At 31.6% G+C, this 15,379-nt stretch carries 11 protein-coding genes; 2 read left to right on the forward strand and 9 right to left on the reverse strand.

Annotated features, from left to right (window positions below; genetic code table 11):
- Positions 1 to 9: 9 nt before the first annotated feature.
- On the reverse strand, positions 10 to 2,283 hold the full coding sequence (locus B7R67_RS09225) for an AAA domain-containing protein (protein ID WP_088069703.1): 2,274 nt from the start codon (positions 2,281 to 2,283) through the stop codon (positions 10 to 12).
- A 185-nt stretch (positions 2,284 to 2,468) separates the two neighbouring features.
- Here B7R67_RS09225 and B7R67_RS09230 point away from each other — a divergent pair, with 185 nt between their 5' ends.
- Complete coding sequence (locus tag B7R67_RS09230) at positions 2,469 to 3,443, forward strand: NAD(P)H-quinone oxidoreductase (protein ID WP_088069704.1); 975 nt, start codon at positions 2,469 to 2,471, stop codon at positions 3,441 to 3,443.
- A 26-nt stretch (positions 3,444 to 3,469) separates the two neighbouring features.
- Entirely contained in the window at positions 3,470 to 4,174 is a 705-nt protein-coding gene (locus tag B7R67_RS09235) for a DUF554 domain-containing protein (RefSeq protein WP_088069706.1), read from the forward strand.
- A 93-nt stretch (positions 4,175 to 4,267) separates the two neighbouring features.
- On the opposite strand, the gene B7R67_RS09240 is transcribed toward B7R67_RS09235, so the two are convergent.
- The 8 genes from B7R67_RS09240 to liaF all read right to left on the reverse strand — a co-directional run bounded on the left by B7R67_RS09240 (position 4,268) and on the right by liaF (position 14,582).
- Positions 4,268 to 4,984 carry a YoaK family protein gene (locus B7R67_RS09240; protein ID WP_208615639.1) on the reverse strand — a complete coding sequence of 239 codons (717 nt, stop codon included), beginning with the start codon at positions 4,982 to 4,984 and terminating at the stop codon, positions 4,268 to 4,270.
- Positions 4,985 to 5,168: 184 nt separating this feature from the next.
- Positions 5,169 to 5,672: a GNAT family N-acetyltransferase gene (locus B7R67_RS09245; RefSeq protein ID WP_158095058.1), complete on the reverse strand. Its 504-nt coding sequence runs from the start codon at positions 5,670 to 5,672 to the stop codon at positions 5,169 to 5,171.
- A gap of 138 nt (positions 5,673 to 5,810) precedes the next feature.
- Positions 5,811 to 7,235, reverse strand: coding sequence for an aldehyde dehydrogenase family protein (locus B7R67_RS09250; RefSeq protein ID WP_088069712.1), 1,425 nt, complete (start codon positions 7,233 to 7,235; stop codon positions 5,811 to 5,813).
- Between the two features lies 1 nt (position 7,236).
- Positions 7,237 to 8,601, reverse strand: coding sequence for a 4-aminobutyrate--2-oxoglutarate transaminase (gene gabT / locus B7R67_RS09255; RefSeq protein WP_088069714.1), 1,365 nt, complete (start codon positions 8,599 to 8,601; stop codon positions 7,237 to 7,239).
- Between the two features lie 215 nt (positions 8,602 to 8,816).
- Positions 8,817 to 12,029, reverse strand: coding sequence for a DEAD/DEAH box helicase (locus tag B7R67_RS09260; RefSeq protein ID WP_088069716.1), 3,213 nt, complete (start codon positions 12,027 to 12,029; stop codon positions 8,817 to 8,819).
- A gap of 152 nt (positions 12,030 to 12,181) precedes the next feature.
- Positions 12,182 to 12,820, reverse strand: a complete 639-nt coding sequence (locus tag B7R67_RS09265; protein WP_088069718.1) for a response regulator transcription factor — start codon at positions 12,818 to 12,820, stop codon at positions 12,182 to 12,184.
- 11 nt (positions 12,821 to 12,831) lie between these two features.
- Positions 12,832 to 13,848, reverse strand: a complete 1,017-nt coding sequence (locus B7R67_RS09270) for a sensor histidine kinase (RefSeq protein ID WP_088069720.1) — start codon at positions 13,846 to 13,848, stop codon at positions 12,832 to 12,834.
- Positions 13,845 to 14,582 (reverse strand): cell wall-active antibiotics response protein LiaF, encoded by a 738-nt coding sequence (gene liaF / locus B7R67_RS09275; protein WP_088069722.1) that lies wholly within the window; start codon positions 14,580 to 14,582, stop codon positions 13,845 to 13,847. The genes B7R67_RS09270 and liaF overlap by 4 nt, the downstream gene beginning before the upstream one ends.
- Positions 14,583 to 15,379: the final 797 nt, after the last annotated feature.

Here is a 15,379-nt window from a genome sequence, read left to right on the forward strand (position 1 = left end):
ATGTAATTTTTAAAAATCGATAAAACCTTTTAAGGTATTTATTGTTATTGGACAATTCAATCTAGCTGAAATAATCGATTGATTTAAGCCTACACTCGACAACGGGATACCATACCACATAATTTCATTATCAATCATAATAAATGGTTGGACTTGATCTTTTTTTATAAATTTTCTATTTTTTTGACTTTTATATGAAGATTCACTGATAAAAACAATTGGTGTTTCGATTTCATTTATTATTTTTCGAATTTCTAAAGACATTTCAGATAAATTTGGCATTGAAACGATTATTTTTTGTTGTGCATTTCTTAAATCCTCAAATAATTCATTTTTAAGTTCACTTGAGTAACTTGAAAAAAGTCTTAACCTCTTTGAAATGCTTTTAGAAAAAACTTTTTCAAATTCATCTCTACTTACTTTATGCTCATTCATTGTTTGAAACTGAATTAATTTGTTGATTGTTTTATTCGAGTTTGTTTTATTTTTTATAAATGGAATATCTGCAATATGAATAAACTTTCCTTTTGCTCTCGTTAAAGCGACATTTATTAATCTTTCACTGTTTTGATCCGTCAGCAATAACCCTGGTGAATATTGCGGTTTTGTATCTACTGAATCAAATATGATGACATCGCATTCTGCACCTTGAAAACGGTGAACTGTTGCAATTTGAATAGGAATATCTTTATATTTCGTTTTACCAATTATTTCTTTATGGAGTAAAGAGATCAATTTTGCTTGGGCTCTGTACGGTGTGACAATACCGATTGATTTGATCCCATCTACAATACTTGTCAGCAAGCATTGAATTGCAATGATGGCAGACCCTAAATTGTATCTTGAATTCGAATTCGAATCCTTTAAGGCAAACGTATTTAAAAATTGTGAGTTGATTACACTGTTTGCTTTCATACGAAACGGTCTATGTTTCGAAATTTCCTGTCTTTTTTTAACAGTCGGATGATCATACACTAATGAATGATAGATTTCTTTATTCGTGAAAGCAGAAATTGATGGATGCATTCGCCTTTGATTATTAAGTAAAACTAAATTTGAAATTGGTTCACCTTGATCAATTTTTTGTACAATCCCAATATGATGAAATAAATCTTCTTGAAGCCATTTTTTAACGAATTCATTATGAAAACAAGTAGCAATCGGCGGTAATTGTTTAAAATCGCCACATACAACAATTCGTTTACCTAATGTTGATGCAAACGCTATTTGCGGTGTATATGCCATACTAACTTCATCAACAATAACTAAATCAAATTCTCGTAAATAAATTAATGGATCAATTGAACATTTTGATAAAGTTGTTCCAATCACTTTTGCTTGATCAATCAATTCTTTTTCTTTTTCACGAATTTCACTTCGTATTTTATTTAATTTATTTTGTATTTTACTTAAATCATCTAGTTCTCTCTTTGTTGCTGCACCTCTTCTTGCTTTCCTTAACATCGAATGCTTTCGTTCATCTAAATTTTCAATTTCATATTGATTTGTTCGATCAGTAACTTCAACCAACTTTGATGAAAGAACGTCTTCATGTTGTAGTAATTCTTCGTCTTTTGTATATCCGTAACGTACAATTTCTCCACTTTTCCATTTATTTTTTTGTTCCAATTCATTGATGACATTTTTCATTAATACATCAACCGCTGCATTAGAATGTGCAATAATCAAAACAGATTTATTTTTTTCATAATGTTTTAATATAATATTTGTTAAATTATAGGATTTTCCAGTACCCGGTGGTCCCCAGATATAAGTTGTAGCATTATAAAACGACCGATAAATTAACTCTTTCTGTAACGAATTACTCTGTTTGATTTTTTCTAAATGTTTTGTGCTTGAATCTGCATTCATTAACCTCATTATTTTGGCTTGTTTACTACGGTAATCCTTTATTTCCTCTAATCGATCAATTAATTGATCCAAAAGCTCCCATGGTTCATTAAAAAGTTCGGCAAATGGTATATTCGTTTTAAATACTTCATTTATTTTAATTTCTACTTGAGTACCTTTTAATGACAATAACTCTCCCTGGTATTCTTGATGATCAATTTTTATTCGTACAGGTGTACCTTCAGGGACAAATATTTCTGAATAAATCGTAAATAGTACAACAGTACTTTGTCCAACTTGATATAATGGCGTTCCCTTTATGAGCGTGAAACTTCTACCACCATGAAATTTAAGATAATTGCGTTCTGCTTCAATTGCAGCTTGCCATTCTGTAATTAATTTATTTACATCACTTAGTGTTTTTAGCATCATTTAATTCACCTAAAAGTCTATTCATTCTCGTAATTTCCTAATCATACACTAGTTCGTGTCTTTTATTAAATTATTTATCTTCTTTTTGGTTCCAACATGCTTCTCATCTTCAGTTTTTAAAATATTCATTCTATTATTTATGTAGTATCATTAGTATATTCTCAAATAAAGGTAGGTTTTTAACTATGAAGGCTGTTCAAGTTGATGAATCAAATCAATTATTTATCGATCATTATCCTATGCCAGAAATTGGTGAAAATGATTTACTCGTAAAAGTACACGCAACAGCAATTAATAGAGCAGATTTACTTCAAAAAAATGGTAAATATCCTGTTCCAAAAGGCGCTTCTCCGATTTTAGGATTAGAAATGGCTGGAGTAGTTGAACAAATCGGTTCTAACGTTACAAATTGGAAAATTGGTGATCGAGTTTGCGGTTTACTTCCTGGAGGAGGTTATGCACAATACGTATCAATTCCTTCTGAATTAGCAATTTCGATCCCTACTCATTTATCATTTGAAGAAGCAGCGGCAATCCCTGAAGTATTTTTAACTGCTTATTTGAATTTATTTGAATTAGGAAGATTGAAAGAAAATGAAACGGTTTTAATTCATGCAGGTGCAAGTGGAGTTGGAACTGCTGCAATTCAGCTTGTAAGAGAATTTGGAGCAAAATCGATTATCACTGCTGGAAATGAAATAAAGCTCAATGCTTGCAAAAATCTCGGTGCAAATCATGTGATCAATTATAAAGACCAAAAATTTGAAGCTGAAATCGAAAAGCTAACTGACCATGAAGGTGTAGATGTTATTTTAGATTTTGTAGGGGCATCTTATTTCCACCAAAATCTACAATCTTTAAAAACAAATGGTAGATTAATTCTAATCGGTACGATGGGTGGCGTTAAGGTTAACGATGTAAATTTGTTACCCCTTTTAATGAAAAGAATTTCGATAATTGGTAGTACGTTACGTTCACAAACACTTCATCAAAAAATTCATTTAACGAATCAATTTACGAAACATGTTCTACCACTTTTCATTTCTAATAAAATCAGCCCTGTAATTGATTCAATATGGAGCTGGCAAGATGTCAACGAAGCCTATTCTCGTATGGAAAATAATTTAAATATAGGAAAAATTGTATTAAAAATAGATTAAATAAAGAGAAATTAAAGGGGATTATCATGGTATTACTCGGATCAATTGTGAATGCAATAGCGATAATTATCGGCTCATTACTCGGTTTATTTATTAAAAGAATACCAGAAAGAATGAAAAACTTAGTAACTCAGTCAATTTCACTAGTTATCATTGTCATTGGCTTTACTTTAGCGATGAAAACACATCAAATTCTGATAGTGGTATTCAGCCTAGCATTAGGTGCAGTCGTTGGGGAATGGCTTGATATCGAAAAAAAATTAGATAAATTAGGTATGTTTATCGAGAGTAAGTTTCATTCAAAAAATGAAGGATCAATCTCTAAAGGCTTTGTCACTTCGACCCTTTTATTTTGTGTCGGTGCAATGGCAATCCTTGGTGCACTAGATAGTGGACTTCGTAATAATCATGAAATTTTATATACAAAATCGATGATGGATGGATTTCTTTCAATCATTTTAACTTCAACATTGGGAATTGGCGTAATATTTTCTGCAGTACCTGTATTAATTTATCAAGGATTCATAGCAATTTTCGCTTCATTTTTACCAAATCTTGTTACGCTTCATTTACAAAATGAAATAATTGCTGAAATCTCAGGCACAGGTGGAATTTTATTAATTGCTCTTGGATTAAATACTTTAGGCGTAGTAAAAATCAAAATCGGAAATATGTTACCTTCCATATTATTCGCACTTATTTTTGTTTGTATTATTCAATTTTTTAAATAATTCCTTACATAGACATTAAGGGCAGGAAAAGGCAGGATAGAATAGGACAAGCAGGAAGTTCTTTGAATTCTGTCTTTCCTAATTTCTGTTCCTTTACTTTCCTCTTTCCTGCCTTCCCCTGATCTTACTTTTAAAATACCCTTTATCTTTATGGTATAGGATAATTGCAATGATTAATACCCCTGCAGCTATCCATATTGATCGAACTCCAAACGTTTTGGTTGAGATACTTCCCAATAATGCACCAAGTGAAAAAGATAAAATAATGACTAAAAACTCTTTTAATTTTGTTCTAGCTTCTTTGTTGTGGTTTATAAAAGCTGAGTATGCTGCCTGGGATGCTATTCTTAAATTGCCTGTTGTCATGGTTGAATTGTAAGTCCATTTATCCAAATGAGTAAAGGTAGAAATTTGCATCGATGACACGAATGAAATACACACGGTCACGACTATATTTGGTACACTAGTCGGCAAAATACCAACAATCATTAACACAACGAATTCTAATATAAGGATGGATCGTCGATAACTGTATAATACCTCTCTTAATCGTGGATGTTTTACAGACTCTGCTACCAGCACCCCCATGATAAAAGCTAAAATCGGTAAAATATAGATGATTGAATTTCTCCAGTCACCATTAGAAAGATTAATTGCAAGTAGCACGACATTTCCTGTTTGTGCATTCGCAAATACCCCATCCCTACTTATAAAAGTATAACCATCTAAAAATCCACCTACTAGTGCTAATAATATTCCTAAGTATACAGAATTCGATGATAATGAAGGAATTATGTGTTTAGATTTCAATCGATTATCTCCTACTAAAAAGTATAATTTTATTATGTATCGATAGTAGGACTATATTCGGAAAACAACCATTGAAAAATTTATTGTTCCTAAAGATGAACTTTTAAGCAAATAAAAAAACGATTCAAACAGATTAAATTTGATCGTTTTTTAATGAATAAACAAATATCGTAAGTTAGATTTCCTATTTAATTATTTTAACCATGTGATCTTCATCGTAAAATTCTCCATTTACAAATAGCGCTCTTTTTTCTTTTCCGAAACTTTCAAATCCTGAAGATTCATAAAGTTTTTTTGCTGAAAGATTGGATGAAATAACAGCTAATTCAATTTGTAAAATATCTTCAATACATATAGCTTTTTGAATCGCATAATTTAAAATATCTTTTCCAAGTCCTTTACGTCGATAACTTGGGTCAATATACATCCCCCATATTATTCCCTTATGCTTCATTTTTTCAGATTTTTTTTGGTAAAAACCTACAACACCTACAAGCGTATTTTTATCGAATGCACCGATTACAAAATTATCAGATGAACTAGGAAAATTATTTTTGTGCTGTTCTAAAGTTTTTCTCTCATATTCTTCTAAACTTTCTCCAAATGCTTCTGGTGATTGTTTTAACCCTTCACTTCTTAATCGAATAAATTCTGGTAAATCTTCAATTGTTAAATTTCTAATTTCCATTTCTATTCTCCTTTCATAATGCAAGATAAGTCTTTTCTTCTGGGTCATGGTATACAAACTAATATAACATATAATTCTGAAATTTATGAACAAAAAAAGACATAACTTATAATCAAGTTAAGTCTTTAGTTCAATTCTCTATAGTTTAATCGAGATAAGTTTCATTTCTGTCATTTCTTGAATTGCATATTTAATTCCTTCTCTACCATACCCACTTTCTTTTACTCCACCGTATGGCATTAGATCTACTCTAAAGGTTGGCACATCATTAACAAGCACACCACCGACATGTAACTTTTTAGTAGCATATAATGCTCTTTGTAAATGATCTGTGAAGATACCAGCTTGCAATCCAAATCTACTATTATTTACTTCATTAATGGCATCATCAAATTCATTAAACGAATTTATGACAACAACTGGTCCAAATATTTCCTTACATGAAACCTCACTATTATTCTTAACATTTGATAAGATGGTTGGTTGATAGATTCGTTCTTTTAGAATATTACCACCCGTAACAACTTCCGCACCTTCTTCAATTGATTTTTTTACCCAGTCATCTATTCTTTCGATATCTCTTTTGGAGATAAGAGCACTAATATCTGTTTGCAAATCCATTGGTGAACCGATCTTTAATAATTCTGTAGCATTTTTCATCTTCATCAAAAACTCATGATAGATTGATTGATGAACATAAATTCGCTGTAATGAAATACAAACTTGACCATTATAGACAAATGCTCCCCATACACATCGATTAATTAATTCATCAGTCAGCTTAACATCTTCATCTATAATTAGCGCCGAATTTGAGCCTAGTTCTAATGTTACTTTTTTTAATCCAGATTTGCTTTTTAGAGAGATCCCTACTTCTGGACTACCTGTAAATGTAATTGCTTTGACATCTGGATGTTTTACTAACGCCTCACCAATTTCAGAGCCCTTACCTGTAACTAAATTAAATGCACCCTTTGGTAAATCCGTTTTATCAATCATTTCTGCTAGCGCAAATGCAGAAAGTGGCGTTTGACTTGCTGGTTTTAAAATGATTGTATTTCCTGCAGCAATAGCTGGACCTACTTTGTGTGCAACAAGATTAAATGGAAAATTAAACGGGGTAATTGCACCGACTATACCAACCGGTTCTCTTACAGTATATGTGATTCTTCCTTCCCCACCAGGAACCGCATCAAGTGGTAATGTTTCACCATACATTCTTTTCGCTTCTTCTGCTGCGATTTTATACGTTGCAATCGTTCGATCGATTTCTCCAAACGCTGCTTTTAATGGTTTTGATGCTTCTAAAGCTAAAATCTCGGCTAACTGAGTTCGATTTTCTTTAAATTGTTCAACTAACTGCTCTAATATTACACTTCTTTCATGTGAGCTTAATTTCTCCATTTCGAAACTAGCATTTTTAGCGGCATGTATAGCTTCCTCTAAATTTGACATTGTCGCAAGTGGTATTTCAGCTAATTTTTCATCTGAATGAGGAGCAAGTAATTCTTCATATTTCGATCCTTCTATCCATTTCCCACTTATATAAAATTTTTTTCTCATATTATTTCACCTCAGTTACAAGCTGTCCGACAACTTGCTGTATTGAATATTTTATTATATCTAAACCTTCATCTAATTCTTCGTCTGAAATGATTAAAGGCGTTAAAAAGCGAAGTACATTACTATGAACACCTGCACTAAGGATAATGACGCCATTTTCACAACATTTCTTTGTTAATGCACCAACAAATTCCTTTGCTGGCTGAGAAGTTGTCGGATCATTGAACTCAATTCCAACCATTGCTCCAAGTCCTCTAATGTCTGTGATAATAGGATAATCTTTTTTCAAATTGTTGAAAAATAATTTGATTTTCTCTCCAATTCCCCTTGCTTTAATCCATAATTTTTCACTTTGAATTTTATCAATCACTTCAAGTGCAGCTACACAGCCCAAAGGACTTCCTCCATATGTTCCACCTAGTTCTCCAGGTGACGCAGCATCCATAATATTAGTCCTACCTGTTACGGCACTTATTGGGACACCAGCTGCCAATGATTTTGACATTGTTATTAAATCTGGTTCGATTTCAAAATAAGTTGATGCAAATAATTCTCCAGTTCGACCAAATCCTGTTTGTATTTCATCGGCTATAAATAAGATGCCGTATGATTTACATAAATTAAAAATTTCCTTTACAAATTTCTTTGGTGGTACGATAAATCCACCTTCCCCTTGAACTGGCTCCATAATAACTGCAGCAATTTCTTCGGGCGATACTTCAGTCAATAGAAAATCTTTAAACTGTGAAATACAAAAATTAATATATTCGTCCTCTGTTAACTCCGCTGGACGATTAGATAAATAAGGGAATTGCCCTTTATATGTAGCAGGAGCAAATGGTCCCATCTTATATTTATACGGTTTCACTTTACTTGTTAACGACATTCCTAATAATGTTCGCCCATGAAAACCTCTTGTAAATGATACGATTCCTGCACGACCAGTATACTTTCTTGCAATTTTCACTGCATTTTCGACTGCCTCAGCACCACTATTTAATAGAATCGTTTTTTTCGGAAAATCCCCTGGTGTTATTTCTACAAGTTTTTTAGCTAAATCAATATATGGCTTATACATAACGACATGGAAACAAGAATGAATTAATTGGTCTGCTTGAGACTTAATCGCTTGTACAACATGATCTGGCGTATGCCCTACATTTAAAGAACCAATAGCTCCTGCAAAGTCTAAGTATTTATTACCATCCACATCTTCTACGATTGATCCATTTGCTTTCTCTACAAAAACTGGCGTATTGTTCCCAACCCCATTTGGAACATATTGATTTCGTAAATCGGTCAGTTTTTTTCCTATTGGACCTGGCACTCCCGCTGAGACATTCACAAATTTACGGTTAATGTTCACTTTTAGCTCTCCCTTCAATTATTTTCACTATATTAGGTTCATAAAATGATAATCTTCATTACTAATATACTCTGTTTTAATCATTTCAGAATGAAATAAAATTCGAAAGAAAAAGCCACTCTATGAGTGGCCTATTTGGATAATGATATAGATTGTGATGATATGCATACTGTTGATCTCAATGAAGAAGATGAGCCTTTACTTGAAGTCAAAGTTTAAATCATTAAAATTTCTCGAATGTCATCTTCTGTTAAACTAATAGATTTTTTACCATCGTGTTCAATAACTTCCTGAATTAACGAGCTTTTCTTTTCTTGAAGCTCGTTCATTTTTTCTTCTATTGTACCTCTTGCAATTAGTTTAATAACTTTTACATCATTTATTTGACCAAATCGATAAGCTCGGTCAGCAGCTTGTTTTTCAACAGCAGGATTCCACCAATTATCATAAAGAATAACGGTATCCGCTCCTGTCAAATTAAGACCTACTCCGCCTGCTTTCAATGAAATAAGGAAAAAGTCACGTTCCCCTGAATTAAATTGATTACAAATAGAAACGCGTTCTTCTGAAGCAGTTTGACCATCTAAATAGAAAAATTTCAAACCTCTGATTGCTAGTTCTCTACCAATTAACTCAAGCATTTTAGTAAATTGAGAGAAGATTAACACCCTTCTACCCGATTGTTTCGATTCTTCAATAATGTGAAAAAGTTGTTCAAATTTCGCTGAACTCCCTTTATAACCATCAATAAATAAAGAAGGATGACAACAGATTTGTCTTAATCTTGTTAACCCAGCTAAAATTTTTATGTGATTTTTACCTAGCGTAAATTTATTATTTGTTAGATGCTTGAAAGTGTCATGACGTAATTTAGCTAAATACGCTGCATATAATTTTTTTTGCTCTGGATGTAACTCTACTGATTCCATCGATTCTAGTTTTTCTGGAAGTTCCTTGAGTACCTCTTCTTTTAATCTTCTTAATAAAAAAGGACGTACCCTTCTAGCTATTGTTTTCCTAGTCAGATGATTGAATTCCTTTAAACTTTTGAACAACTCAGGAAAAATAACATAAAATATTGACCAAAGTTCTTCAAGGGAATTTTCGATTGGTGTACCAGTTAATGCGAAACGCTGATCCGCATTGATTTTTTTAACGGACTTTGCTGTTTGAGTAAAAGGATTTTTGAAACTTTGAGCTTCATCAAAAAACACTGTATGAAACTTCTGTTTTTCATACCATTTTATATCATTTCTTAACAATGAATAAGAAGTAATTAAAACATCTAAACTTCTATCATTTTGAATTTTCATTCTCTCAGTTTTATTTCCATCAACAACAACGGCTTGAATATTCGGTGTAAATTTCACAAATTCGTTTAACCAGTTATATGTTAATGATGATGGACAAACGATTAGTATAGGATTTTGTTTCTGTCGAATTTCGTTTAGTACTGATTGAATATAAGTTATACTTTGAAGCGTTTTACCTAATCCCATATCATCTGCTAAGATTCCACCAAATCCAAAACTAGCTAGTGTTTTCATCCACTTGTATCCATTTATTTGGTAGTCTCTTAATATCGGTTGTAATTTACTAGGAACTTCCGTTTCTAATTGTTCAGGATGTCTTATACGATCCATGAATTGATGGAAACTTTCTTCATATTGTATTACGTTATTTTCTTCACTTGAATCCAATAAATGTAAACTATTAATGATTGGTAAGTTTAATACTTGCTCGTAATCAATTTCTTGTTCTGGTACTGCATTTAAAAATCGCTTAATCTCCTGTAATTCTTTTGTTTCAAGTGAAAACAACGTGCCATCACGTAAACGGTAATATTTACGTTTTTCTTTTAATGCTGATAGAACCTCTTTTATTTGATTTTCAGGAATATCTAACTCAAATTTAAATTCTAGCCAATTTGTCCGTTCATGATTCATTTTAACCCGTATTTTTGGTTTTTTACTTTCTCTTAAAATTCTATTTCTAACAGCAGTTGTAGCATGAATTTGCATTAGTTTTTCAAGTTTTGGAACGATATGTCTTAAAAACTCATATTCGAGCTCTTCATTGTGTAAAAAATATCCTCCATCTGTTTTCGAAAAACATCCCTCTTCCATCAGTTCAAGAATTCGTAACTCCTTCTCTTCATCTCTGATCAAGGTTGAATCTAGATTAGTGTCATTATGATCAAGTGGATTAATTACGATATGATCATATTGAAAATCAATTCCTGCAAGTAACCTATTTTTTACGCGATCTAAATAAAGCTTTGCAACTAGTGGAGTCTTTGAAAATTGGTTTAATAGTCGATCCTGTATTTGTACTTTACCAAGTTTTCGTAATCCCGGGATTACACGATTCACGAATTGATCAATCTGGTCTTTCGAAATCGTAATTTTCTCATCACTAGAACTTTCTACTATTTGCTTTAATTCAGCAAGTCGATTTATTTCCTCTGTATTTAAATTATAGAATTTACCTTTTACAATAACAGTTGAGTATTCTTGCAATAAAGTTAAACTCTTAATTCCTTTTACGGATAAATAAAATTGATTGTTGATACTATCGAGTGAAAAATGTAGTGGTAAAAGCGTATTAACAGTCGAAATACCACTGTACATCATCCCATTTTCTTTTATTTTTACGTGTTCGACCTTTATTAATAAATCTCGAATTTGGTCCCAATAAGATGGTGGTAAGAATATATTTTCTTCTGAAATGACTGTTTTCGATTTTAAGTTTAATGAATCCATAATCATTTTTTCATCATCTTGTACTTTTATTAAGTATTGTAAAATAGCGTCAGCCTCATTTGGTATACAATGTACAATTGGGTCAAATACAAATTGATTTGAAATTTCAAATGGCTTATTTTCTTTTAAATGACTCAGTAAATCTCGTAAGTTTTTTACTCTATTTTTATTGACTTGGATTGATATTCCAAGCAAATGAAATCCATTTTTAACTTCAAATGCCTCACAAATAAACTCAATATCGATCATTTCTCTGTATTCAAAATGCTTTAGTTTTCCACTAGTTGGGATGGATCTCTCATTAAAAAGATTTAAAATGCTAGTTGTCAATTCTGAGTTTTGATTATCCTTTAAATTATTCTGTTCTAAAGGAATTGAACTCTTTTGTTGAAGTTCAAAAATTGAGATTAAGACAGCTGCTATATGTTGACAATCTGTTTGTATAGACGCAAGTGAAGGACAGCTACATTTTGAAATAAAATTACTATTTTCATCCTTTACTACTGTTACAGTAAAATTTTCACTACCTAAAACTTTAGCGGTACAAGAATTAAATTTATAACTTTCGATTACTACTTTATTTGTGCGATAAAAAGAGTCACCTCTTTTGAAGGAGACTGTACCGCAACGATCTTTAATTATTTTATGACTTAGTTTTATATCCAAAATGTCTGCTCCTTCCTTGAATTTTTAAAAATCAATATATCTATCTTACCATTAAATCGCTTTATATCTAAAAATTTGCTCAAAAAAAAGAAGTCTATTAATGACTTCTTTTTAGACAAAGTCCTATAAATTCAGGGACTTTTTTAATTTCCTTATTTTTGCTCAACTATCCCATGTCTAAAAGCATAGATCACGGCTTGAGTTCGGTCTACTACTTCCAATTTTGTTAAGATGTTACTTACATGAGTTTTCACAGTTTTTAACGATACAAATAATGCGTCTGCGATTTCTTGATTTGATTTTCCTTCTGTCATTAAATGAAGAACTTCTTGTTCTCTGGCTGTTAAATCATCATGTAATTCTCGCTGTGTAGACTTTCTCATTCTACTCATCATTTTTCCTGTTACAACTGGTTCTAAAACCGATCCGCCAGTGTTTGTCGTACGAATAGCGTTTGCTATATCACTTGCTCTAGATGTTTTTAGCATATAGCTAATTGCTCCTGCATCAATGGCTGGGTAAACATTCTCATCATCTATGAAACTTGTAACGATAATTATTTTTGCTTCTGGCCATTTCGCAATTATTTGTTTTGTCGCTTCAATTCCGTCCATACCTTCCATAACTAAATCCATTAAAATGATATCAGGGCGTTTTTCTAATACAAGCTCAACGCCTTCTTTCCCGTTACTCGCTTGACCAACAACTTCTATATCCGATTGAGTACTTAAATATGTAGAAACACCCATTCGTACCATTTCGTGGTCATCAACTAATACTACTTTAATCATTTATTACACCTCTATTCAATTAATGGTACTTTTACTTCAATTTGAGTTCCTCTATTCGGTATACTTACGATTTTTGCAGTTCCTCCTATTTCTGAAGAACGCTCACTAATTGACTGAAGTCCATATGAACCAGTTTTTCGGTTCTCAGTATTAAAACCAATCCCATCGTCAATCATGCGAACTAATACAAAATTTTCAAATTTCCTAATTCGAATTTCAAACGTTTTAGCATTTGCATGTCTTAATGTATTTGATAAAGCTTCTTGAATAATCCTAAATAAATGATCCTCGACACCTTTAGATAGTGAAATATCATCTATTTTCCATTTTAAATGTAAAGCTTGACGATTCGTTAATTCAGTTAAAAGCTTCTCTACGCCCTCTTTTAAACTTTTACCTTCTAATTGAACTGGTCTTAAATGTAATAAAAGGGCTCGCATTTCTGATTGTGCATTGATAGCCATTTTTTCGATATAGAGCAATTGTTCTTTAAAAGAAGATTCACCAAGCTCATTGATAGCAGAGATCATCATCGAAATTGCAAAAAGCTGTTGGCTAACAGAGTCATGAAGTTCTCTAGCAAGCCTATGGCGCTCTTTCGTAACAACATCTTCCATCGTTTGTGATTCGATTAGTTTCTTTTCATCAACTAATTTTTGAACAGTCTTTCGTGAATCTTCAATCTGTTTAGATATTTTACGCAGATTTAATTCAATTTCATTATCGATATTGCGTATTGAGTGATCTGATTCTTTATGGTATGCTCCGTTTTCAGCCTTTGTAAGCCCATTTAAAAGTGCTTTTTCATTGTGACGAATCGTGCTTAAAACGGCGGTACTAAATACAATTGAAATCATTAAAATTGCTACAAAAATAATTAAAATTAAAGAGAAATTTCCAATTTTATAAATCAATAATTTATCTAGAAAAGTGTGGTCAATGAAATAATATACGATTCCACAAATCAAAATACTAGATGTAAACGATGCAAGACAAATTGATAAAAAGATACCCTTATCTATTTTCATTTGTTTGTCACCTCAATGTTTCCGATTGCTAAAGAAGTAACAATTTTTAATTTTCTAGAAGCTTCTTTATAATCATTTGAAGTGAATTTACAATTTTTGTTAAAACCATTTAATTCATTCTTTAAAATATTTATTTTTCCGAATAAAGTTGCATGTTGAATTGAAACTTCTAAATCATATGGTACATACAACGTAATATTACCTATTATTCCATTAAGTGCCAGAACTGTTTCTCCTTCGGGTATAAATGATTCTGATAGATCGATAATTACATCACCAATTCCAAAGTAATAATCTACATCATCTAATTCAAACGAATCATTTTTCAAACGGATATTTGAAAAAAATCTGTTTGAAATAAGAGGACTTGTTTCAAATATTCCTGTATTCGTATTCTCGACAAGTTTCGGTACAATCACTCTTTCATTAAATTTTGAATTAACAAAAATCAAATAACCAACGTAAATGATAATAAATGATAGTACACCTAAAATGGATTTAAGTTGGAATACATTTGAAATGAATAAGATTATACCTCCAAAAAATGCGATATTTGCTGAAGTAGAAGGGTATACTTTTCGTTTTTTAGCTCCATATTGAAATAAATAAATACCAGCTCCTGCAGCTATAATTGCAAATGGATTTAAAAATAAATCAAATACTAACCCTATACCAGCAATAATAAATAATAATCCGATTAATTCATTGCTAGACAGCCGTCTAAAACGCTTCATATAGCTCTCCTCTATTCACTAAACTAACTTGTTAATAGCAATCGAAGCTTTTGTTATTAACGATTCTAATATGTAGTTTATCTATTTTCTGCTGATTTTGAAACAAACTTAAGTATTGTCTTTTCTCGGTCTTAAGACTGAGATTTTTGATTTAATCTTGAAACTTGGTTTATTTATGTAAAAATAAGATTTTTTTAAAATGACAATCGTAACTACCATTGTTACTCAAATAAAAAGAAGAGTATAAATACTCTTCTCACGCTGTTGAAAAATAATCTTGTCAAATAATTGCTAGAATTTCGTAAAGGAAGTTGAGCGATGTTCATTTCCACTACAGGATGCTCGCTTTCCATGGGGCGAAACCTGAGCCTCCTCGGCAAGCCTGCGGGGTCTCAGCCTTTCCGCATTTCCCATAGGAGTCGAGCATCCTTTCGTTCCAATCAACTTATTCTTCAAAAAAAGTATTCATTAAAAAACAATTGAAATTTCTTTTACTTAGAACAAATTATTATTCAGATTGAAAGACAAATTCATAAAAACATCGTCTTTTAAGATTTGAATTCATTTTTAAGATTATTTTTCAACAGAAAAAGCACTTCGAAAGTGCTTTTTTTACTTTGAACTACCCCAATCACTATAATAGATAAAATTGAATTTCTAATAAAAATGAATAGTCAGTCTTTTATATGTACCAATTTTCTGAACTTTATATTATAATTTAATAGGTTAGTGTTTTTAAATCGTTAATAATGGAGGGATTTCAATGTCTCAGTTTGAACAATTATTAGAAAAATATG

Origin of the sequence: Gottfriedia luciferensis, from assembly GCF_002156865.1 — a bacterium.
GTDB lineage: Bacteria > Bacillota > Bacilli > Bacillales > Bacillaceae_G > Gottfriedia > Gottfriedia luciferensis.